Source organism: Escherichia sp. SCLE84, from assembly GCF_012584495.1.
GTDB lineage: Bacteria > Pseudomonadota > Gammaproteobacteria > Enterobacterales > Enterobacteriaceae > ECMA0423.
Genome location: NZ_CP051432.1, coordinates 18,198 through 39,246, shown reverse-complemented (window position 1 = coordinate 39,246; position 21,049 = coordinate 18,198). Strand labels below are relative to the sequence as shown.

28 protein-coding genes are annotated in these 21,049 nt (G+C 42.1%); 4 read left to right on the top strand and 24 right to left on the bottom strand.

The features are described 5' to 3' along the window. Positions 1-10: 10 nt before the first annotated feature. The 20 genes from virB10 to HGD79_RS25625 form a co-directional block, all read right to left on the bottom strand. Entirely contained in the window at positions 11-1,225 is a 1,215-nt protein-coding gene (virB10, locus tag HGD79_RS25720) for a VirB10/TraB/TrbI family type IV secretion system protein (RefSeq protein WP_025755765.1), read from the bottom strand. Continuing rightward, positions 1,222-2,151 carry a TrbG/VirB9 family P-type conjugative transfer protein gene (locus tag HGD79_RS25715; RefSeq protein WP_025755764.1) on the bottom strand — a complete coding sequence of 310 codons (930 nt, stop codon included), beginning with the start codon at positions 2,149-2,151 and terminating at the stop codon, positions 1,222-1,224. The genes virB10 and HGD79_RS25715 overlap by 4 nt, the downstream gene beginning before the upstream one ends. 5 nt (positions 2,152-2,156) lie before the next feature. Beyond that, on the bottom strand, positions 2,157-2,879 hold the full coding sequence (locus tag HGD79_RS25710) for a type IV secretion system protein (protein ID WP_000394570.1): 723 nt from the start codon (positions 2,877-2,879) through the stop codon (positions 2,157-2,159). A gap of 189 nt (positions 2,880-3,068) precedes the next feature. Beyond that, positions 3,069-4,124: a type IV secretion system protein gene (locus HGD79_RS25705; protein WP_000235774.1), complete on the bottom strand. Its 1,056-nt coding sequence runs from the start codon at positions 4,122-4,124 to the stop codon at positions 3,069-3,071. An 11-nt stretch (positions 4,125-4,135) separates the two neighbouring features. Continuing rightward, positions 4,136-4,396 carry an EexN family lipoprotein gene (locus tag HGD79_RS25700; protein WP_001228869.1) on the bottom strand — a complete coding sequence of 87 codons (261 nt, stop codon included), beginning with the start codon at positions 4,394-4,396 and terminating at the stop codon, positions 4,136-4,138. A 9-nt stretch (positions 4,397-4,405) separates the two neighbouring features. Beyond that, on the bottom strand, positions 4,406-5,143 hold the full coding sequence (locus HGD79_RS25695; protein WP_000737859.1) for a type IV secretion system protein: 738 nt from the start codon (positions 5,141-5,143) through the stop codon (positions 4,406-4,408). Position 5,144: 1 nt separating this feature from the next. After that, on the bottom strand, positions 5,145-7,904 hold the full coding sequence (locus tag HGD79_RS25690) for a VirB3 family type IV secretion system protein (RefSeq protein ID WP_000108725.1): 2,760 nt from the start codon (positions 7,902-7,904) through the stop codon (positions 5,145-5,147). Between the two features lie 23 nt (positions 7,905-7,927). Further along, positions 7,928-8,218, bottom strand: a complete 291-nt coding sequence (locus tag HGD79_RS25685) for a TrbC/VirB2 family protein (protein WP_000921916.1) — start codon at positions 8,216-8,218, stop codon at positions 7,928-7,930. After that, positions 8,202-8,846: a lytic transglycosylase domain-containing protein gene (locus tag HGD79_RS25680; protein WP_000953539.1), complete on the bottom strand. Its 645-nt coding sequence runs from the start codon at positions 8,844-8,846 to the stop codon at positions 8,202-8,204. Before HGD79_RS25680 ends, HGD79_RS25685 begins: the two co-directional genes overlap by 17 nt. 224 nt (positions 8,847-9,070) lie before the next feature. Next, the gene (locus tag HGD79_RS25675; RefSeq protein ID WP_000872475.1) at positions 9,071-9,562 is read right to left on the bottom strand and encodes a transcription termination/antitermination NusG family protein; all 492 of its coding nucleotides are present in this window, start codon (positions 9,560-9,562) and stop codon (positions 9,071-9,073) included. A gap of 360 nt (positions 9,563-9,922) precedes the next feature. Beyond that, a complete protein-coding gene (gene ddp2, locus HGD79_RS25670; RefSeq protein ID WP_000538023.1) occupies positions 9,923-11,080 on the bottom strand; it encodes a DNA distortion polypeptide 2 in 1,158 nt (385 codons plus the stop codon). Between the two features lie 2 nt (positions 11,081-11,082). Next, positions 11,083-11,628, bottom strand: a complete 546-nt coding sequence (gene ddp1 / locus HGD79_RS25665; RefSeq protein WP_025755763.1) for a DNA distortion polypeptide 1 — start codon at positions 11,626-11,628, stop codon at positions 11,083-11,085. Positions 11,629-11,954: 326 nt separating this feature from the next. Then, positions 11,955-12,227 carry a hypothetical protein gene (locus HGD79_RS25660; protein ID WP_000160399.1) on the bottom strand — a complete coding sequence of 91 codons (273 nt, stop codon included), beginning with the start codon at positions 12,225-12,227 and terminating at the stop codon, positions 11,955-11,957. 12 nt (positions 12,228-12,239) lie between these two features. Beyond that, a complete protein-coding gene (locus HGD79_RS25655; RefSeq protein ID WP_000003880.1) occupies positions 12,240-12,389 on the bottom strand; it encodes a hypothetical protein in 150 nt (49 codons plus the stop codon). A gap of 286 nt (positions 12,390-12,675) precedes the next feature. After that, complete coding sequence (locus HGD79_RS25650; protein WP_000866648.1) at positions 12,676-13,005, bottom strand: hypothetical protein; 330 nt, start codon at positions 13,003-13,005, stop codon at positions 12,676-12,678. A gap of 92 nt (positions 13,006-13,097) precedes the next feature. After that, the gene (locus HGD79_RS25645) at positions 13,098-13,313 is read right to left on the bottom strand and encodes a hypothetical protein (protein WP_001180116.1); all 216 of its coding nucleotides are present in this window, start codon (positions 13,311-13,313) and stop codon (positions 13,098-13,100) included. Next, the gene (locus HGD79_RS25640; protein WP_000356546.1) at positions 13,303-13,548 is read right to left on the bottom strand and encodes a hypothetical protein; all 246 of its coding nucleotides are present in this window, start codon (positions 13,546-13,548) and stop codon (positions 13,303-13,305) included. Before HGD79_RS25640 ends, HGD79_RS25645 begins: the two co-directional genes overlap by 11 nt. Before the next feature lie 44 nt (positions 13,549-13,592). Continuing rightward, entirely contained in the window at positions 13,593-13,916 is a 324-nt protein-coding gene (locus tag HGD79_RS25635; protein WP_001181903.1) for a hypothetical protein, read from the bottom strand. Between the two features lie 145 nt (positions 13,917-14,061). Then, positions 14,062-14,343 carry a type II toxin-antitoxin system RelE/ParE family toxin gene (locus tag HGD79_RS25630; protein WP_000220560.1) on the bottom strand — a complete coding sequence of 94 codons (282 nt, stop codon included), beginning with the start codon at positions 14,341-14,343 and terminating at the stop codon, positions 14,062-14,064. After that, positions 14,333-14,584 (bottom strand): plasmid stabilization protein, encoded by a 252-nt coding sequence (locus HGD79_RS25625; protein ID WP_000121743.1) that lies wholly within the window; start codon positions 14,582-14,584, stop codon positions 14,333-14,335. Before HGD79_RS25625 ends, HGD79_RS25630 begins: the two co-directional genes overlap by 11 nt. A 1,255-nt stretch (positions 14,585-15,839) precedes the next feature. On the opposite strand from HGD79_RS25625, the gene HGD79_RS25620 reads away from it, so the two are divergent. The 3 genes from HGD79_RS25620 to ddp1 (HGD79_RS25610) all read left to right on the top strand — a co-directional run bounded on the left by HGD79_RS25620 (position 15,840) and on the right by ddp1 (HGD79_RS25610) (position 17,652). Then, positions 15,840-16,676: a RepB family plasmid replication initiator protein gene (locus tag HGD79_RS25620; protein WP_001050931.1), complete on the top strand. Its 837-nt coding sequence runs from the start codon at positions 15,840-15,842 to the stop codon at positions 16,674-16,676. 39 nt (positions 16,677-16,715) lie between these two features. After that, positions 16,716-17,162, top strand: coding sequence for a hypothetical protein (locus HGD79_RS25615; protein WP_001074386.1), 447 nt, complete (start codon positions 16,716-16,718; stop codon positions 17,160-17,162). Positions 17,163-17,298: 136 nt separating this feature from the next. After that, positions 17,299-17,652, top strand: a complete 354-nt coding sequence (ddp1, locus tag HGD79_RS25610) for a DNA distortion polypeptide 3 (protein WP_000876434.1) — start codon at positions 17,299-17,301, stop codon at positions 17,650-17,652. 59 nt (positions 17,653-17,711) lie between these two features. Here the strand turns inward: ddp1 (HGD79_RS25610) and HGD79_RS25605 are convergent, their stop codons facing one another. Genes HGD79_RS25605 through HGD79_RS25590 form a run of 4 tightly spaced genes read right to left on the bottom strand, consistent with a single transcriptional unit; the run spans position 17,712 to position 19,893 of the window. Next, positions 17,712-18,680, bottom strand: coding sequence for an IS5-like element IS903B family transposase (locus tag HGD79_RS25605; RefSeq protein ID WP_077783213.1), 969 nt, complete (start codon positions 18,678-18,680; stop codon positions 17,712-17,714). 1 nt (position 18,681) lies between these two features. Then, the gene (locus HGD79_RS25600) at positions 18,682-18,975 is read right to left on the bottom strand and encodes a hypothetical protein (protein WP_015060510.1); all 294 of its coding nucleotides are present in this window, start codon (positions 18,973-18,975) and stop codon (positions 18,682-18,684) included. A 15-nt stretch (positions 18,976-18,990) separates the two neighbouring features. After that, a complete protein-coding gene (locus HGD79_RS25595) occupies positions 18,991-19,221 on the bottom strand; it encodes a plasmid partition protein ParG (RefSeq protein WP_000051064.1) in 231 nt (76 codons plus the stop codon). 51 nt (positions 19,222-19,272) lie between these two features. Continuing rightward, positions 19,273-19,893, bottom strand: a complete 621-nt coding sequence (locus HGD79_RS25590) for a ParA family protein (protein WP_000864791.1) — start codon at positions 19,891-19,893, stop codon at positions 19,273-19,275. 285 nt (positions 19,894-20,178) lie between these two features. Between HGD79_RS25590 and HGD79_RS25585 the strand changes: the two genes are divergently transcribed. After that, positions 20,179-20,823 (top strand): recombinase family protein, encoded by a 645-nt coding sequence (locus HGD79_RS25585; protein WP_000203396.1) that lies wholly within the window; start codon positions 20,179-20,181, stop codon positions 20,821-20,823. The last annotated feature ends 226 nt before the right edge of the window (positions 20,824-21,049 follow it).

Sequence of the window (21,049 nt, the reverse complement as noted above, 5' to 3'; positions counted from 1 at the left end):
AATTTACCTCTTATTTCATTTTCAGTTTGTAGATTTTTGAAAAATCCAAATCCTGACCGACGATAAGCGTGATGATTTCGCCCTGATTTTTATAGAGCGTTGGAGGGATGTTTACACTATTAGAGAATGATTCTCTCGCAATATCAGCAAATGCCTGTCTACTGTTGGCCGTATAATCAGTCTGATTATCTTTATTATTTTTTGCTGCGCCGCTCGCTGCTTGTGCGAAATCCGGGATCATCCCAATCATCATAGCCCCCAAAAAGCGATCGCTAAAATGGGTGTCAATCCAACCACTGGCTCCAGCTTCGCCCAGCGCCCCGGCTGCTTGCGTATCGATTAATGGGATATCAATAAACGGCTCTTTCCTCGTTCTGAGCTTTGTCGCCATGATAAATACGGCTCCCTGACCATGACGGAATGTACCAGACTTATACATAAGATAAGCTGCTGTGCCTTTATCAATGAGCTTCACATTGCGGTTAGCGCTGTATACGTCCTCATTGATTGTACATACCAGCTTGCCTGCTAAATCAGAGATAAAGCGCCTGTCGAGAGAACATTTGATAGCTGTATTTTCAGGTATAAACAGGTTTGGATCATATGGTACGCGCTTAATCTCAGACAATGATACAGACGCCCCATTTTTAATCGGTTCTACCGTCTTTTCCGTACTGGCTGCATCACCGTCCTGGTCATTAGTTTCTGCCTGAGACTGATTTACTGAATTACTGCTTCCTGAGCCGCTACTACCGCCATAGGCAACATCAAGAGCGCGGCTGTAACTGTGCTGCATGTTTTGTGGCTTTTCCTCAGCTTTTACCTGTTCATTCTTGCCAGTGTCGCGCTCTACAGCTTCCTTACTGTCATCCCTCTGGCTCTGATTAAACGGGTCAATATCATCGCTTAACCCAGTCTGACGCTTTACCGTTCCTGTAGGAACGGTTTTAGTTGCTGGCTTCTCTTCAGAGCTGGACATTGCACGAATAATTGATGGCACATAATAAAAACATACACCGATAGCCAGAAGGAGGAAGGCCACAATTATTACTACTAAGCCCTTCCTTGATTTTTTGAGCTTATCGATTCCCAGCCTTTTATCCGGTTCGGCTGCATCTCCCTTATCGCTGTCTGTACTGGCCTGTTCAAGTTCTTGCTGACGGCGTTCACGTAATGCGCGTTCAATTTCTACAGCCGTAGGAACTTTGTTTTCCTGTTCGCTCACTGGATCACCTCTTTTTCAACTTTAGGAGATACTGTGTCAGCGGCCTGAAGCCGGACTTTACCGAACCCCTTATTCTCAATACCCACTACTTGTTTACCCAGGCGTAAAACAAACCGTTTATCGACTGTTACACCAAGCAATGTATTTGCTCCGCGAGTGACAATAACCGGATTGGTAATAGTCTCTTCATTGCCACTCATAACAAACACGCTAGGTATTTTCTTTGTTGGACTAAAGCCAAGCCATGTATAGCGACCGTCGTCATAAGCATAATCGGGGCTAATATCCTGACTTCCTTCAGCAACACGTTTATAGTATTGCCAGTTACGAGGTGATTTGGCGTTTTCCAACTCTCGGTTAATTGCTAACTCTTCTTTCTGTTTGTTATATGCCTCGATGCGCTTTTTCTCGATCTCTGCCTGCTCTTTACGCCGTTCTTGTGGGTACTGGTAGTTTATGACAAAAGCAATTTTATCGGGGTTTTTGAACGTTCGGGCGTTAAGCTCCATGCTATAGTTTCGTTTTGTTGTACGAACAAAAAGGTTAGTTCTCCAACGCTCTAAATCATTTTCCGGATCAAGCGCAACGTTAACCACTTCAGATGATTCATTACCATCTTCATCGGACTTATTATTTTGCACTGTCTGCTTAACGGGCTGAACCTCCAGATATACAAGATTATCTTCTTTATTTACTGACCAACCTTGCGGAAAACCAGTTCTGGCACTGATAACAGTTTCATCGTCATCAAATACCAGCGTAGTTGTATATCCAACGGCACTGTTTATAACGGTCGTATTTTGGGGGTTGTAACTTACAACCTGATTTCTAGGGTCAAATCTACTTCCAGTTGGTAAGACAGCCGCACTACAGATATTAGAGGCTAACAGAACAGCGACAAATAACGCATTCTTTCTTAATTTCATGTGCTTTACCCTTTATCTTCTTTATCACGAGCATAGCTAGTTACTACAAACTTAAGAGGGTTGTTGTTTCTTTCGCCCGATGCCATTTCTATCTGCGGTTCGATGCGATAAGTTAACCTAACATTCCAATATTGCTGTTTCTCTGTGCCAGTTGCTACGTCTCGGATTGTTAAACGGAAGCGAATATAAGCACCTTTATCTTTATCATCAGCGCGTGATGATGAGCTTAAGATTATTGATGGATCATCCTGTACTGTTGCCGTTTGCTCTGCTTTCTTATAAATAACTTTTGGCGAATTATTGCCATTGATTAGAGCATTGTAATCAGTAGCAACATTTTCAGCACTGTACAGCAGAACATAATCATAATCATGCTGAAGACTAAAGTAGTTATAACCCTCTCTGCGTTTTACATACTGATTGATAAAATACTTAGCCAAAGCTTCATTTTCGGAAAGGTTTTCTTTTTTAACTGAAGTCAACCTTTCAGCAACACCATTAACACTATTAATTAAGTAAGCTTCAACTAAGGTTTCTTTCAGCGGAAGAGCGGCATTAAGTGCGAGCAAAGATAATACCCCTATTGCCATCCCTGACATTCCTCCGTACTTATAGATACGGTTCATTTTCTCTTGAAGATTTTGATTCTTTTCTTCGAAAGAAGATGATGAATCAGTCACCTCTTCTTTCTTTTTAAAAAATTTCAGTTGCGGAAATTTAAACTCCATTGCGCATTACCTCTGCTGAATTAACAGGCTCACTTTTTCCTGACACTTGTGGTAGTTGGTGTGCGGCTTGGCAACCGACAAGACAAAGCGTCACGATGACCGCGATAATAATTTTCATGATTAAGATCTCGAAGGAGGTGATGAAGAAAACTTAAAGCTTATTTACGAGAGTTTATATCTAGATAATTGTCATCCACCGTATTTCTTTTTTGCCATCTCAATAGCCGCATTACGCAGCTTCTTAGCGCCGATATTTATTCCCTGCCCGGTTAGGTTACCTACTTTTCCAGAAACGCCTGTAGACTCAGCTAGGCCTTCTTTCTCGCGTCGTAAGCCTTTCCATGCACCCGCCCCGGCATTTTTCCCCATACCAAGTATTTTACCACCCATGCGAGATGCCCCGAACGTTGCCGCTCCTAACCCCATAGCCGCTGCACCTTGTAAAGCGCCCTCTACACCCACTCCGGCAAGCTGTGACGCATAAGTTTTTGCTTGCCAGATAATCCATGCCATAAAAGCACCCGCGACAAATGCTGTAGCACCAGTTGCGATCAGGTTGAGAGGTTCGGCATCTTGTACAGAAACTGAAAGAATACCATTCAGGAACGTAGTGCCAGCTTTTAATGCCAACGCACCGAAAAGGAATATAAGCAAAGAGCTAAAGATAAGCTGAAGCCAGCTATTAAACATTTGTCTTAAAAAACCAAAAGACAAACATATAATAAATAACGGCGCTGTTACTGTTAGAACTTTAAGTGTAACTTCTGCTGAAAAATAAACGATAGTACATAGCAAAAGAGCAACAATACCCCCGGCATAAGTGAATATGGAAGCTATCGCACCATCGGTTTTAACGTAAGTAGAAGGGTCTTTTGACATTAAGAAGGCTGCGACTTGTTGGACTTTAGTCCATAACTGATCAAGCCATAACCACGGGTCGCCACCAGAGAACGACTCTTTCAAACCATCTATAGCCTGCGTCGAACTATCTAACCATCCTCCTGCATTAGTAACGAAAATCATAATCATCCAGAATCTAAATAGATTCCATAAAAAATCCTGAACGGCTGATTTCTGTTTTCCAACAACTACAGTATATGCATACCACAAGATAAATATTGATATTCCAAACTTTCCTAGCGAGGATGCTATTGAAGAAATACGATCTAACTGACCAGTTGTTGACTGGTCAAGAGTATTAAGTATCACATCGCGAGCGGTTTGGAAAAAATCAGAAGTTGCCATAGTGGCTCCTTTTATTTTTCACCTTTACTCGTAGAACTTTTAAAAGCGTCCTTATAAGACGGTGATTTTGAGTGTAGCTGCTGATAACGGAACAACCCATCTTTAGCATTACGACAATTTTCACTGTCATCGCCGGATTGCTTGCACTCTGACACTTTTTTACCCGCTTCGTCAGGATGAGATTGCCACCAATCTACAGATTTAACGTCCTCACATCCGGCTAATAAAAACGTCATCCCTGTTGCAACCAGAATTAAATTTAGCTTTCTCATCATGACTCCTTAGTTAAGTTCAAAACTCTGCTTCGTAAATTGTTCCTTATACGAAAGTGGCTCGTTCACGGCGTCTAACTGCTGTTTCTGGTAAGTAGCCTGAGCCATTTTCTCTTTGTATTGTGCTAGATCACGCTGCTTATCGCGATACATTTCATACTGAAATTTAAGCTTCTCAAACTTCAGGTTTTCCAGAGAAATGGCGTTTGTTGCGTCCTGTGTGGCTTTGGTGTCCTTCGCGTTTTTAACCTGATCGATAAGGTCTTTCATCGAAGCATTGTCTTTACGAAGCTTACTTTCAAGCTTGTTGCCGTACTCAACCCCGGCAAGCTGAGAAAGGAAAGAAGCTTCACAACCACGCACCAGATCACCGGTATAACCCAAACCTTTGCAGGTATCAGTAACCTTGTAATCAGTAAGAAGCGATTTAGCTTTCTCTGACAGTACGCCGTTCGGGTTCTGTATGTAGTCATCAATGAAAGAGTTACCCTGCTCATAAATGTCTGTCAGCTCCTTGCTAACAGACTGAGCATCCTGTACCAGCCCCTGAACATCGCGTATACCGGTTTTCGTTAACAGTTCATCCTTATACGCGGTAAGTTCTTTCTGCCACTGTTTCGCTTCCTTCACCCACTGCGAAGCCGTATCTATTGCTGATTTGGCATCATGGACGATTACGCCCTCAGTAAGAGCTAAAGCGTTTACTGAGAAACAGCTTAATGCTAAAGCGAGGTATAGTTTTTTCATCTTATTTGACTCCACGGTTAGCCCGTTCAAGATATGTATCTATCCACTCTTCAGGTGCCATACCTTCAGACCAGATTTCGTCGAACAACTCAAGTTGTTCTGCTGAAGCACTCAGAATGGGAAGGTAGTAGGCAGCTTTGCCCAGGTCTAACTTTGCGAAAGCCGCAAAGTCATCTCGTTCGCCCTGCCGTTGCGGGTTTTTGACTACCAGAAACTGGCGAGACAAGGGGTCGATAGCTTTGATTTTGTCAAAATAAAGATCCCTTACCTGAAGTTCATCAACATATTCATTGCGTTTCGCTTTGGGGTTAGCGAGGTAGATATGGGTGGCGCACTGTTCCCTGACGGCTGCGGCAATTGGAGATTTAATTAATTCATCCGGTGATTGCGTTGCGGGAACAAGCACCATATCCAGCTTACGGCCAGTTTTAAGCTTGTTATACACGAAATCCTTGAAGGCATCGTTGTTTATCCATTGCCAGAACTCATCCATGTAGATCAGCAAACGGCGACCGTCAGCCAGCATTGTTACCCGGTAAATCAGGTAAAAAGAAGCAACCGGGGCTACAACCTTATCATCAAGGAATTCTGTTCCATCGATGCCAAAAACATCCAAATGCGCAACATCAAAGGAATCGGAAGCATTATCGAGCAACCAGCCATACTCGCCCCCCTGCTTCCACGCTCTCAGTCGAGCTTTAAGCCCATGTCGCTTAGTTTCAGTATCATCCGGCTCCATGATCAGCGGGATGAGCTTGCTGATAGGAAAGGAACGGTCTTCCCTTTGCATAAGACGGTCAACGGCTGAAGAAATCAGCGAATGTTGGTAATCATCAACCGTATTGCCGTTGAGCTTACATATCAGCCTTATTATGTCTTTTACAAATGCTATGTTTCGCTTAGTTGGCGGGAGGGCTGCCGGGTTCCACCCGGTAGGCTCTCCGCCCTTCACACGAAAATAAGCCCCGCCCATAGCACGAATACCCACTTCTCCCGCTCTGTCCTTATCAAAGAAGACTGTGGTTAGCTTCCTTACTTTTCGGTTTTCCGGAAATGATTCAGGCGTACCAAATTGCTGTGCCGCATAAGACATGATCATCATGAGAACGGTTTTACCTACGTTAGAGGTTCCCAGGATCTCACAATGGCCAAGCGTAGGGTTCTTGCCGAAAAAGTTAATATTCTCCGTAGTCATGTGATAATTGAGATGGTAGACATCGTTACCAGAGCCGCGAAGAGCCATTAAGCTATTGCCCCAAGTATTACCAGTAGCTTTACCGTGAAAGAAGTTATGGAAACTTTCCATCTCGGCAAAGTTGAGGCTACTCAGCATACTTAGGCGAGGACGAAGATTGTAATTGCCTGGCAACTGAGAGAAAAAGGCAGCACCCAAGCTTAGGGTAGAATAAGTAACAATCAGCCCCAGGTCTTCTAAGGTCGTAGTAACGATATTCGTATCTTTCACCAAGCGTTCCGGCGTGTCAGCAAAGACAATCAATGTTTGGTGACACTTTCCGAAAGAGTTGTATCCGCTTGAAACCATATCAAGACCAACGCGCAAATCAGCAAGGAGGGATTTAGCAGCGTCATCCGTCAGTTCAAGCTTATCTATCTGATCATCAAGCGCTTTAACAGCGGCTTGCTTATCCATCGACGTGAAAGACGATGTAAAGACATACTCAACAGGAAGATACATGAGCGCATCAAAAATGCCTGCATCTGTTTCCTGAAAGTAATCTTTGATTTCTATCGAACGGAAATACCGGGCATTCTGCGACGCCGTAATCTGTCCGGCATCATTTCCAAAGAACAAATCTTTGCCCCCCAGATAAGTGTAAAAAGGACTATTTGTAACTCTGACCTTCTGCCACTTACCAGAAAGCAAATACTGAAAAAGGGATAGCTGATCTGAGAAAACTCGCCCGTTTTCCTCAACCAGTCCAAGACGATGTGCATGGAAACGAGATAAATATGTATCAAGTCGCCCGCAAATTTCATTCATATCATTGATTGGCTCATCAAAGATATTATTTTCCTTTTTATTCTTCGAGATAAAATGAGAAACCTTATCCTCGATATTAAAAGGCTTATAACAAATCGTTAAATAGAGTCTGTTTTCAAAATACTCAGGCTCAGAAAGGGAGGAATAGTAATCATTCATTACGCGATTAACGAAAGGAATCTTGCTATTAAAACCAACCTTAACTTCTTTTCTTACCCTCACGCGGTGAGTATAGAACGTTATCGCCCTGCCTTCGAAACTACGAATGAGCGTATTTAACTGGTCAGTAAGTAACGTTAAATCTTCGTCATCCACACATTCAAAATAAGCACCATCAACTTGCCACGTTGCGAGCAAATCGCGGTTTTTGGTGACAACTAAATCATCAGTAATGTGAGAAGAGTAAGGGATAAGAGCTTCAATAGACGCCTGGTCTTTCAGCTTCATAAAATTGTCCACTTTAGATATATCAACTTCATCGTACTGGCTTCCCGCATAATGTACGGCGCTGAAGCGCTTGTTTGCCAGCGGATGCCCCTTAACTACGGCACGCAGATACAACAAATCGAAAAAACGTTCATCGATTTTTGTTACTCGCTTGATAGCAAACCAACCGGGCAGGATAAGGAAGTACATCAAATCATCTATCCATACACCTAGCAGAACGACCAACACGCACATTGCTAGAAAAGGGTAAAGTGGAACACCTAACCCTCTAATCAAAGCGGGGCGTGTCAGCCCTTTAAAAACGGTACTCATTGTACGCCCCCTTTAACGTCAACTTACGCCAACCAGTTCGGCAGATAAGGCGCAACAATGAAGATGATAATCCCGATGATTAAGGGAGTAATCCACGATGCATGCTGGCGTGAGAAGATAGCGATATAGCCAATTATCAACGCAATGATAGTGATAGCTGGCTTACGAATATCAGTTAAGAAGTCGATGATCTTCTGTAAGAAACCAGTGGTTTTCGTCGATACATCATCAGCGAAAGCTGGTTCAGCAACACAAACCATTAAAGCAGCCATGAAGACAGACAGGGTTAAAAAACGCTTATTCACTTTCAACATTTGTTGTTTCCTTTTCATCTAAAACAGTGCCACGCATGGCATATTGTGGATAAATGGTGGTTATACGATTAGAAATCTTTTGAGTAGCGTTATTCTTTTTAATATCTTCTCTGACGGATGGAACCTCCCAATCTTTTTTATTAACCGATTGGTTATAGCCAATACGTTGGTTATAGCTGGTATTACCAAACCCCGATTCAGTTTTTTTTCCGGTAGAAAAGTTACCGGAATAATAACAGCTAAGAGCATTTTTCAAATTTCCACCACGGGTATAGCAATCAAGCAGCACCTTTTCGAAAACAGCAAGATTTGTGCATGGCGAGAAAAGCTTATCTGCATTAACACCGTATTGAGAAAAATTAGTGCTGGTAATCTGCATTAAACCTACTGAGTAGCGGCGATTGCGTGATTCAATATTTTGAACAATTTTTAATGCATCCTCCTTTGTTTTAGGGAAATGTGAAATCACACCACTATCGCCCTCCTTTCGTTCATTCTTAGGAATAATTTCAGCAATAGCATATGGATTAAAACCAGATTCAACCCTTGCTACTTCTTGCGCTGTATCTGGATGAATGCTGGCCGCACATTGCATAGCAAGAGCGACAAAAGCTGTAGTGGATAGCATTTTATGCTCCCGGTAGGATCAGCCCGGTAATGAGAAAAGAAAAAACTCATTCATCGTTGCCTGTATCGGCTCCCTGAATGAGTTCTTGGATGGCTTGTTGAGAGTATGTCTTAATAAGATATTGCACGAAACCAGAATCCGAAATCCGCTTCCCCCTTCGATAACTAACCTCTACAGATATTCTTTCAACTTCATCCCTTACTTCGGTAGGAAGGTAGAGGGTATTACGTTGCGGCTTGCGCTTTGCTGGACTCTTTCTTTTGGTGACAGTCATTTTTCTTCCGTTTCATTTTGTGGGATAGACTTTTTTCCGTGATGTAGTTAAGCATTGCCATGCTGCGCATACGTGGCTCACTCATCATCATAATTTCCACTAAACGAGGATACTCATCAAAGTTAAGTAAGTTACGTTCTCCTTTCTGTACGTTGCAGACTTCATCATCAGGAACCGCTAAAGGCTCGCCGCCGAACGCTATAAAACGTTGGGTATGGGGAAGCCCGGTGATAGTGGTCGTATGGACTTCATCAAAGTCAGCCTGGATAAAAAGATAACCAGGAAAAAGTGGGGTTAATCTTTCTCGGTAAGAAAGTTGTTTATCAGGTCGGCGATACTTTTCAGTAGCCATAGGGCAGTAGTAGGAGAAGTTAAGCCGTTCGAGATGTTTGAAAACGGCTGCAAATCTTGTCGTGGTGAATTGCAATACATACCATTTCATAGATTCTTTCCTTTCAGACGCTCTCTCGACTCGGATAACCCCGAAGTATTTAAAAATCTTAAGAGAACAAGTTTTTCGTCTGATGGAAACTTTAACAGCTACATGTTCTGTTTTCAAATGTAAGACCAGATCTTTAGATCACAATAACTTCATACAACTACTCCCTTGTGCTAGCAATTAATTTTCAACTAGCACAATTCACTTTAAATTAGACTAAAGGTAGTTCAATAGAACGATTGGGATAACTTGTGTAGATAACTTATCCAAAATTTCAAAGCTTTCATGTCTTTTACCTGATTGATACCAGTTAAAACTTACAAAACACTTACAATCATATGCTTAGAAAGTTAATGCCAACCGTTAGAACTTAATCCCGACTTTGATTTTCTGTTGGCTCTGCAACATATTTTGTTTCACTAGATTGAACTTCTTCATCTGCTGCTGCTGCTTTTGAATAGATGATATATCATCAAGCTTAAAGCTCTTATCATTTGATAGTTTTCTGTCAATCCCTTTTACTCCTAAATTCTGTAACTGCCAGTCATTACGATGAGCGGTTTTCCATCCTTGTTGAATGCCGTTCTTGTCCAGGGCGGGGATCTTGACTTCCTTTTGACCTAGTTTTTTTAGCTTAACTAAATCTCCTTTCTTCACGCTTTCACGCTGTACCAAATCTCCAAAACCAGCGCCCCAATAGGTTTTTTCTACACCTTTGTTAAGCGTCTTGAGTTTAAGGAAGTGTTGTTTGGGCTTACTCTTATCATGCTGATAGTGGTCATAGCCTACATCAACAACCTCATATACGCCTTTCTGCCGTTTGGGAGCTGAGGCGTGAGCATCCTTAATAGACTGATTCAACCCTTGTGTTTGTTTATGAGTAGCTTTTACATCATAACCCTTCAAGATAAGCTCATTACAAAAGCCCGTCCTGATCTCTCTTAAATCTTTTTTCTTTATATCCGTTCTCTTACCATCAGTATCTTTGATTCGAAACACCACATGCACATGTGGATGCTCTTTCTTATCCTCGTGATAACCCAGTACAAAGCGATTATTAGGATACTTTTTATTAAGCGTTTTTCTGACAGAATCAAGTAAACCTTCCGGCTTAACCTTCGCCGAAACAGGAGGGGAAAACACAATATTTTGTGTGATTTTTTTATTTTCTCGCCCTTTGTCATCATGTACGTGTTGAGCGTCATTGGCAGCGTCTACCATGTGTTCTTTAGCTTCTTTGATTTCTTCGCCCTGCCAAACCTGCCCGCTCTCGTTCATCACTGAAAGCTGCGATTCCCTACTCATATAATCAATGCTATTTTTGATACCTTGCCGGGTTACTGCGCCACCAGATATTTTTACAACCACCTCCTTGCTTGCCCCCTTCCGGTTAATTTTTTCCCGCACATTTTTTTTGTAATTTTCACCACCGTTTTTAACTTTATGAGCAAATGCAGACTTACGACCATTTTCGGAAGACTTACGTTTTACCCTATAATCTTTTTCTACGAAAACACCCATAACTAAACCTCAACCTTATTAGAAACTGTTCGACCTTTACAAAGAGCAATGTAGTTTTCAAACTGTTCCTTCAAGCTTCTCATTTCAAAAGTAAGCTTCTGAGCGTCCTGATAAAAATCATCTTTTTCAAGCAACATCGATTGATTATTTACAATAATGTAGTGGAAATTTCTACCAATTTTATCAACTACGTTTCGACATCTATTCAACATCAATAACTCCTGATCATAAAAATCAAGATTATTATCAAGTGTGGTTTGTATTCTGAATCGACATTCTCTGGAGATAGTCCAACCGTGACGAATAGAAGCTTTTTCTATCTTACTTCTTTGCGTATCTGTTAAATACAGCGTTGTTTTGATAAAATCATCATTATCATCGATAATGCTTTCTTCAATTTTTTTATCCTTACTCTTTAATAAAGCACTTGCTAATAACTTCATACCTTTTGCAACTGTCAAATTTGGTTCATCAGGGTAAATGCTTTTAAGGCATACTAACAAATAATCATGGTCTTCATCTTCAACTCTAAACTGAATTTTTTTCATCATAACTCCCAACAAGAACCGACTGTAGGTCACCGGGCAAACGCTGAAAAATAACGTCGAATGACGTCATTTTGCGGCGTTTGCCCTATCCTGCATCGCAGTGAATCTGGCGCCGCTCATAAATTGTGCTTGAGCATCAACAAAAATGCAAAAAGGCTGATGTTGTCATGGCTGAACATACGTACGTCTGCGACCGGAAACCCGATCAATGCGGTAAGGACAGTGCCGTCAGGTTCGCTCCGCGAACGGTCTGGCAGGAAGCGCAAGCGCAGTCCCGCGCAATATATCAGAAAGCACCTCCCGAAATACGGGAGGGCTTCGGCTATTCAGCTAAGGTTGCTCTGTTCAGGTTGCTGAGTGTAGCCTTCCATGCCCTGACGGGCATCAAAAAGCCAGCGCCGGAAGTTACTCATTCTTTCAAGGTTAGCTTTGCTTGGTTTTTTGCCACGATTACCACTTAATATCCGCCAGACTCGTATTCCTGCTTTATTAGTCCAGTGCAGAACAATTTCTCCTTTGCTGTTAAAAGCAAGAGAAAAGCGTACAGCGCCTTGCCGCAATTCTCCACTGACAAAGGACACAAAATCATGTTTTGTCATAAAGCCTCCGGTTTATTTATCTGTTCTCTTTTGTGTCTTTTTTTCCAGTGCTTTTCTGAGTAATGCCATATACTCAGGAAAGACATGGAATGGCATCAAAGGGAAAACCGGACGCCCACCCTTTTCAACGTCATTTATTGCTGATAATATGCGTTCCGACATTTTATTCCTCGCAATAGAATCAGGTGTCACGGTATCAGGTTGCCCCACAACCTGATACCATCTTTATCTTTACTTTATTAACTTCTCAATTGCTTCTTTTTTTGCTTTCTCCTGTTCTGATGGTGGGTATGCAAGGTCATACCAGTTATCAATACAATGAATAACTCTTTCTTTAGATAATCCACATTGCTCAAACCAAAATTTTTCGGTTTAATGATGCTTTTGCGCTAAACTCTCTTTCCATTTTCAGACCTTTACTAAAAGGGGGAATATCCCCCCTGATTAATTAGTAGTAAGAAGAAAATCGATGTTTTTCTTCCGGTAGAGTTTTATACGCAGTTTCAAAATCTTCGATTTTGATTGCCAGCTCATCACCAAAATCTTTTATCTGACGCTTAAAACATTCACCAGTAAAATCATTTAAAACGGGAGTTTTAAAGCCGACCATTGAATCGGTATATTCTGAATTGGCGCGAATCTCGCGAACGGTGACGGTTTTTTTACCGTGAACAGAAAGAACCTGGTAGAAGGTTACATTGGTTTGCTCATAGCCCCATGATGATACAAAGATATCACCAACAGAGACAGTATCATTTTTAAAAGTTAATACTTTCATTTTTAGCTCCCGCCCAGCTTGGGCTCTGGATGAAAGAGAACCTGTTTCCCTTTCCTGTGTTTTATTATACCTGCATTTGCAGGTATGGCAAGTTATTTTTTTACCAGCCTGTAAGACGGATGCATATTTGCTAATAACAATAAATACTGATATTCACCAATAGATAAAGAACGACTGGCCTTACCTGCACTTTCTTTCATCTGCCAGGAATTCAGTTGATAACCAAAAATATCAGCAGCTTCTTTAAGAGTAAGACCTGCCGCAACCCGCGCATTCTTTACTTCTTCAGGTGTAGGTTTATTCTGCATTTTCATCCCCTTTTGTCAGACAATCACACAAAACCCCATTATCCAGAAGCATCAATGATGCCAGGTTGAGTTTTTCGTCCATTATCAATTTTCTTACTGTTTTCCTGCTTTTAGTTTTATCAATCGTCTTAACATATTTTAAGACGTGAAAAACCGTATCCCCATCTTCATCCATCGTTCTGATTACATAGGAGTAATTACCTCTGTTTTTCTTAATTATCTTATCTTTATCCATATTATTCCTCATAACTAAAAAAGGGGCTTAATGCCCCTTTTTATCTATAACACGGTATGTAACCCTGTTTCCTGTGTAAATAAACGCGCTAACTGATCACAATAGATATTATCGAATCTTGAAATATCTTTAACTTCAGCACCACGTACACGAGAAAATTTCACCTGGTACGTATCAGTAAAATCCAGTTTAATTTTTACTAAGTTGATGCCTTTCATTGCAAAATTTGACGGCAAACGGAAAGTTAACCCACACTCACCGTTTTCATCAAAGTAAGAAAAACTTTTAGCACCAGTCATAACAATAAAACGATTACCACCAAGTTGACGTAAAATCTCTGTGGCTACAGATTTAGCGTAGTTTTGCATTTTTAACCTCCCGCCCACTTTGGGCTCTGGATGAAAGAGAACCTGTTTCCCTTTCTTGTGTTTTATTATACCTGCATTTGCAGGTATTGCAAATTTTTAATGCTCTCGCTCTGACTGTAAACAGTCAATCATTTGATGATTAATCTTAGCGCAAATCTGCGATCTGATAGACTTCGCTGCTTTCCCTTCTTCCAACGGCAATAACGAGTAAAACGACTTTCTCATCAATGACTTGGTATACAAGTCTGTAGCCAGATGCACGAAGTTTGATTTTATAGCGATCAGCATGACCATGTAACCGGGCTGCGGGTACGCGTGGATTTTCCAGCCGTTCTGCCAGTTTCTTTTTGAATTGTTCACGGATGGTGTGGCCGAGTTTCTGCCATTCCTTCAGTGCTCTACGGTCAAAAGCCAGTTCATAGGTCATCCAGGTTAACCTTCACAATTTCCGGGTTTTTCATGCGCTCATCAGCAACAGCGTTTAACTCAGCATCTTCAGCGAGTTCCCGATAGTAGGCGTAAAGTTTTGGTGGAACGCAATAGAACGCCGGTTCGTTTCGGTTCAGGATCGCAACAGCGTCCCCTTCACCTTCAGCTACGGTTCCCATAGGATTTTTTTTCAGGTCAGTAATACTGGCCGCTGTGGTTGTCAGAATTTGATAGCTCATAAGCCCTCCGCTTGTCTCATTGGCATAATAGCATCTTTAAAAGCACTCTTAAAAGTGCTTATGTTGAGAAAAACATCAGAACAGGTGAGATATGGCTCTTTCCGACATCGCCTTAAAACGCTCTGTAACGCGTTCTGAGCGTTTTTTCCCGTTTCGTTGTAGTCAGCTACGGTTTAACGGTTTTTAACGCCGCTCAACGCTTTTTAGCGGCCTTGTTGCTGTGATCTGTTGCCATGATCCGGATAGGAGTTCAATCTTGATCAAAATTTCCTCAAGGCAACGACTGTTTTGTAAATACCCTCTAAAACGCGCTGTATCGCATTCTGAGCGATTTTTTCGATTTCGCATGGTTTCACCATGGTTGTATCGAACGAAGCGGCAGAAAGCGATTCAGGGCTTCTCAGTGAAAGATCCAAAAAGGATCAATCAACGGATCGTATGAGCTGAACTCTTCTGGTTTTGAGAAAGGAGACACCGCTCGCCGCAGCCGAACGACCGAGCGTAGCGAGTTAGTGAGCGAGGAAGCGGAATAGCACAGGGATTACATTAGGCACTTACGCACAGTGGTTAAAAAATGAGCATATTGTTTTTATGTGTGGTTGTCTTGGTTCAGAGTGATCTGTCCTCCGGGTTTACGCAAAGTTATCCACAGGCGCTGTGAATTTTTTGTTTTGAGCAGAGTTATCCACAGATTTTTTGTGTTTTTTTGCTTATTAAACTTCTTGTTTTTAAGATCTTAAATGTAGATCGGTAGATCTACTTTAAGATCTTTAACTTACTTTAACTTATTTTGCAAACATTGTGCCAGCTTTTTTATCAATAATTTCATTAAGATAGGTGTTGTTTTTTGTCGCCTCAAAATGAAAGGTGGATGGGTACGCACTGAAAGGTGGATAGGTACGCACTGTAATTTTCATGAAAGGTGGATGGCTGCGCACTGAAAGGTGGATGGGTACGCACTGAAAGGTGGATGGGTACGCACTGAAAGGTGGATGGGTACGCATTTTTCTGTTTTTATTCAGATATTCGTATCTTTGTATCTTCATTTCTTTAGTTCTTTATAGTGCTCTAATTTAACGTATGACGTTAAAAGGTGGATACCTGCGCATTTCTATCATATTGAATATAAATGATAAAAATTCTTTCATGTGATCCGTGTTTTGGTGGAAATACATAAGGTGGATAAACCACTTTACATATTTCCGCCTTTGTGGTTATGATTTCACCATCAGAACTTAAAAACCACAGGTAATGTATGAACTTACTGAGCGTTACAAAGAAAACAAAAATTCGCCACAGAAATGAAATTAACAGCACATTCTCATCGTTGCCTTTGTCTGCCAGAAGAATTTTGTTTATGGCTATGGCGCAGATTGATTCACGTGAAGAGTTATCTGAGGGGGCAACCTTTCGTATTACGGCTCGGGAATATGCATTTATCGCTGATATTGATGTAACAGGTGCTTACCGGCAGTTGAAAGAGGGGGCAGAAGAACTTCAGGCCAGTGTTATTCGCATTCCTCGAAATCAACTTCTCACACCTCAGGGCAATCAAAGCTCTGGACATACGAAGAAGAGAGGTAAATTACCTTCTGATGCAGTCAGGCTTATGAACCTGACTGCGTTTTGTGATTATGTTGAAAGTGAAGGATATATTGATATTGCTTTTTCACATGTCATTGAGCCATATATCACGATGTTAAAGGATTCTTACACTACTCAGGTTTTGATATCGTCTGTAAGACTCGCTGATCAAAATTCAAATATGCTTTATCAGTTTATCAGGAAACAATACAGCAGTGGTAAAAAGACATTTTTCGACATTGAAGTAGATGTATTAAAGGATGAACTTGAATTATTCAGAATAGATAATGGCGAAAAAGTTTACCTTTATCAGAATTTTAAGGATTTTAATAAGGTTTTTCTGCAAAAAAATATTGAAAAAATAAATCAATATACAGAGATTAATCATCTCGAAGTTAAAATCGTTGAGAGAGTCGCAAGAAGAGCATCAAAGCTAAGGTTTTCTTATAAAATAGATAAAGAAAGTGAGGGCTTAGATATCAGAATACCATACGGTTTCAGAGGATAATTGCATAAACTTCGTTTTGAGATCGAAATGAGGTAGCTCATGGCTAAAATCTATCAATTCCCTCAGGGGGAAGAACGTGCTAAATTCAGGAAAGAAATTGCCAGGGAGCGTAAGAAACGTTTTGCAGTGAAAACAGGGAGCACTTTTGTTAAGTGGCTTGGCTGGGGATGGTTTTATCTTCGTCTTCTTGTCGCGAGTGTTTTACATTTTATCTTTGTTTTTGTGTTAGCCATTCTTGGTGCGTTTAAATGGGCTGTATTCTGGCTGGGTGGTATTTTGTGTGTCATCACTTGGTATCATCTCGATCACCAGTTATGGACGCCACAAAATCTGACTATACCGGTGATTACGGCAACCTGGATTTTGGGACTGCTGGCTGAGCCTCTGATGGAGCTGCTCAACAAAACTATGCCTTGGCACAAGTTACTTGTTCCCGAACCTGCGGACGAAAGCACCGAGAACAGTAGCGAGATAAGCCAGCAATGATGCTACTCAGCAGTTATGCCAGTCCCTGCCTTTTCACTGCGATGCAGGATAGGGCAAACGCCGCAAAATGACGTCTCTGACGCCATTCCGCAACGTTTGCCCGGTGACCTACAGTCGGTTCTTGTTGGAGAATTTTATGAAATATTTGGTCAAAGAGTTTATTAACGAAAAATATACTAAGGCTGTTAATATTTTAAAGGATAACCTTAAAGAACACTATCATGTTTTTTATTGTGTGAGATTAAGTGAGATTCTTTTTCCTGCCAGTGAATATGGAACTGAACAGTTTTTTAGTGATTTTGAAAAGATAAACTCCATTTCATTACCTGTCTTAGTGTTTGATCTCAAAGAGGGTGTTCCTGTGATTGTCATTAGTCTTGATGATGTCAGCTACTGTGATGTTCTGGACGAAATGGATATTGATTTTATGAAATGTGATTCGCTGGCAGAATTGCTTACCAGCGATAAGCTGGAAAATTTATTAGTATGATTCGGCTTTGTTGAATAAATCAGATTTCGGGTAAGTCTCCCCCGTAGCGGGTTGTGTTTTCAGGCAATACGCACGCTTTCAGGCATACCTGCTTTCGTCATTTTGTTCAGCGCTCGTACCAGGGCCATAGCCTCCGCAACCTGACCATCGTAGTCACGCAGCGTCAGTGAACCCCCGAACAGCTGTTTTACCCGGTACATCGCCGTTTCCGCTATCGAGCGACGGTTGTAATCTGTTGTCCATTTCCACCGCGCATCACTCCCGGTCATTCGCTGATTAGCCACTGCACGGTTACGGTCTGCATATTCACCGGACCAGTAACCCGCACCTTTTCGGGGAGGGATAAGCGCGCTGATTTTCTTACGCCGCAGTTCATCGTGACAGAGCCGGGTATCGTAAGCGCCATCGGCGGCGGCTGACCTGATTTTCCGGTGGGTTTGCCGGATTAACCCGGGGAAGGCCTCTGAGTCCGTAACGTTGTTCAGCGACAGGTCTGCACAGATGATTTCATGTGTTTTACTGTCAACGGCGAGATGCAGCTTACGCCAGATACGGCGGCGTTCCTGGCCATGCTTTTTGACTTTCCACTCGCCTTCACCGAAGACCTTCAGCCCGGTGGAATCAATCACCAGATGTGCGATTTCACCCCGGGTGGGCGTTTTGAAACTGACATTAACCGACTTTGCCCGCCTGCTGACACAGCTGTAATCCGGGCAGCGTAGCGGAACGTTCATCAGAGAAAAAATGGAATCAATAAAGCCCTGCGCAGCGCGCAGGGTCAGCCTGAATACGCGTTTAATGACCAGAACGGTGGTGATTGCAAGGTCAGAATAGCGCTGAGGTCTGCCTCGTGAAGAAGGTGTTGCTGACTCATACCAGGCCTGAATAGCTTCATCATCCAGCCAGAAAGTTATGGAGCCACGGTTGATGAGGGCTTTATTGTAGGTGGGCCAGTTGGTGATTTTGAACTTTTGCTTTGCCACGGAACGGTCTGCGTTGTCGGGAAGATGCGTGATCTGATCCTTCAACTCAGCAAAAGTTCGATTTATTCAACAAAGCCTCCTGGCTGTTGTACATCGCCAGTGCTGCCTTTAGAACGGTAGTTTTGCTCTGGCCTGTTCTGATAGCTTCGACTTCCAGGATTTCTTCATAGGCTTCGGTTAGCCGGAAATTCAGTAGTCTTGCTTTTGCTGTCAATTGCTTACTGTTTTCTTCAGGAATATGGCTTGCCGAAGGATTTAGTTTTGATGTGACTTCTGTTACCACCTCTTCCGGTAACGCTTCTAATAGCGTTTTCAGCGCATCAACGACGTTTTTATCCATGATATTCCTCAGATATTATTCGTTCTCTTTGAGCCATTTATCTACAAGCTGGTTCACCACATCTGTGATCGATGTACCTTTTTTGGCACATGCAGCCTTAAACCGGGTGTGTTTTTCTTCGTCAAAATTGACGTTAACACGTTTGATTTTTCCAGATGATACTGGTGCTGTTACTACTCGTTCCAGATCTCTGTTTTCACCAAAGGTCATTTTTTTTACTGCCGTATGCGCTTTTTCAAGTGACATTAAGGTTACTCCGGTTGTTATACTTATTTGATTATATGAGTGAATGAGTAATTACTCAAATGTACTAACTATCTCTTTTGTAAGGATTTCTATTTCACCTTTTGCTGCGCCATCACTGGATTCAAACACGCTGTCACCATCCAGAATTGATTTCACGTAAACCTGACGTTGTGTAATGGCCGTACGGAAAGATTTAACACCAGTGTCTTTGATACTTTCTTTCAGCACATTGAGCATGGTTGCCATTTCTATCTTACGGGTGATCAGAAAGCGGGCTTCAACTTTGCGGCTGTAAGCCTGTGCTTCCAGAACAGTAACGACGCTTCCTGCTGCGGAGAAATCCAGGGGGCTGGGTGTAACAGGGATAATTACCAGATCGCTTACCATGACGGCTGCGGAGGTGATTACTGAGAGCGAACCTGCCCCGTCCACAATAGCAAAGTCATAGTCCGCCAGATCTTTTCGGATTCCATAGACGTCTTTTTCAGATGCAGCTGTAAATACGTCAAATGCTGCCTTGCCCGCTTTGCTCCAGTTCGTCAGGCTCATTTGTGGATCTGTATCTACCACAGCAATGTTGTATCCGCTTCTGCTCAACGCAGTGGCTATGTTGATTACGGCAGTTGTTTTACCTGAACCCCCTTTCGGATTCAGAAATGAGATTACTTTCATACTCAAACCCTCAATTGTGTATCTACTCAATTACTCTTGTGAGTTTTTGAGTTTACCATACTCTTTGCATGAGTAAAGGTTAATATGAGTTTATGAGTTAAAGAGCATATACTCATTTGAGTTTGTTGTGTATATGAGCATGTGAGTTTATGAGTATGGGTGACGATGTCACATTTACTCATTATTTGTTTTTTCGGTTCTTTTAGAGTGTGCCTTTCCTGTCGATCTACTTTCTGGTGCATTTTGGGTATAGTGGTGTAACCTTATGTGAACCGGTTCTGTAATATGACTTCAAATGTACCAACAAGCTTTGTCCGCGCTTATCTGAGAGCTTCAACAGCAGAACAGGATGCTTCGCGTGCCCTGGAAACTATCGAGGCTTTTGCCAGGGAAAGAGGCCTGATCATTTGCAGCTACTATATTGAGAATGAATCCGGCACCCGTCTTGAGCGCCCGGAACTTTTTCGTCTTCTGAGAGATTGCCAACAAAATGACATTTTGCTTATCGAGGATGTGGACAGACTTTCCCGCCTGTCAGGGGAAGACTGGAATACGTTGAAGAAAATGATCCGGCAGAAAGACATCCGGGTTATGGCGGTGAATGTGCCGACGACATGGATTAATTCTGGTATGAGTGAGTTTGACAGCCGGTTGTTTGCAGCCATTAACGATATGCTGCTGGATATGCTGGCCGCAGTTGCCAGAAGGGACTATGAACAACGTCGGGAACGCCAGAAACAAGGGATAGAGAAAGCAAAGAAAGACGGCAAATATAAAGGGCGTAAACCTAATCAAGCCAGACATGATGCAATTATCAGGTTGATAGAAAGCGGTAGCTCCTGGACACAGGTACAGAAAGTGCTAGGGTGCAGCCGTGGCACAATCAGTAATGCGCTAAAACGTAAAACCGGGCAGAAATCCAGTAAGTAGAGGAGTAGGGGGCTAATAGGGGTCAGTTTGGATATAGAGAATTATTGTACGGTAAGCCTGTTTTTTGAACAGACTTACCTATGGCAATAGGGTGTACTCCCGCGCTATACGGCATTTTCAGAGGTTTGACCTTAATCGGATAACCTAAATGCGATACTGCAAGAGCGACAACTTAAAAGCGATAGCCACTGACGCAAAATCAACCCCTTACGAACCAAGATTGGTT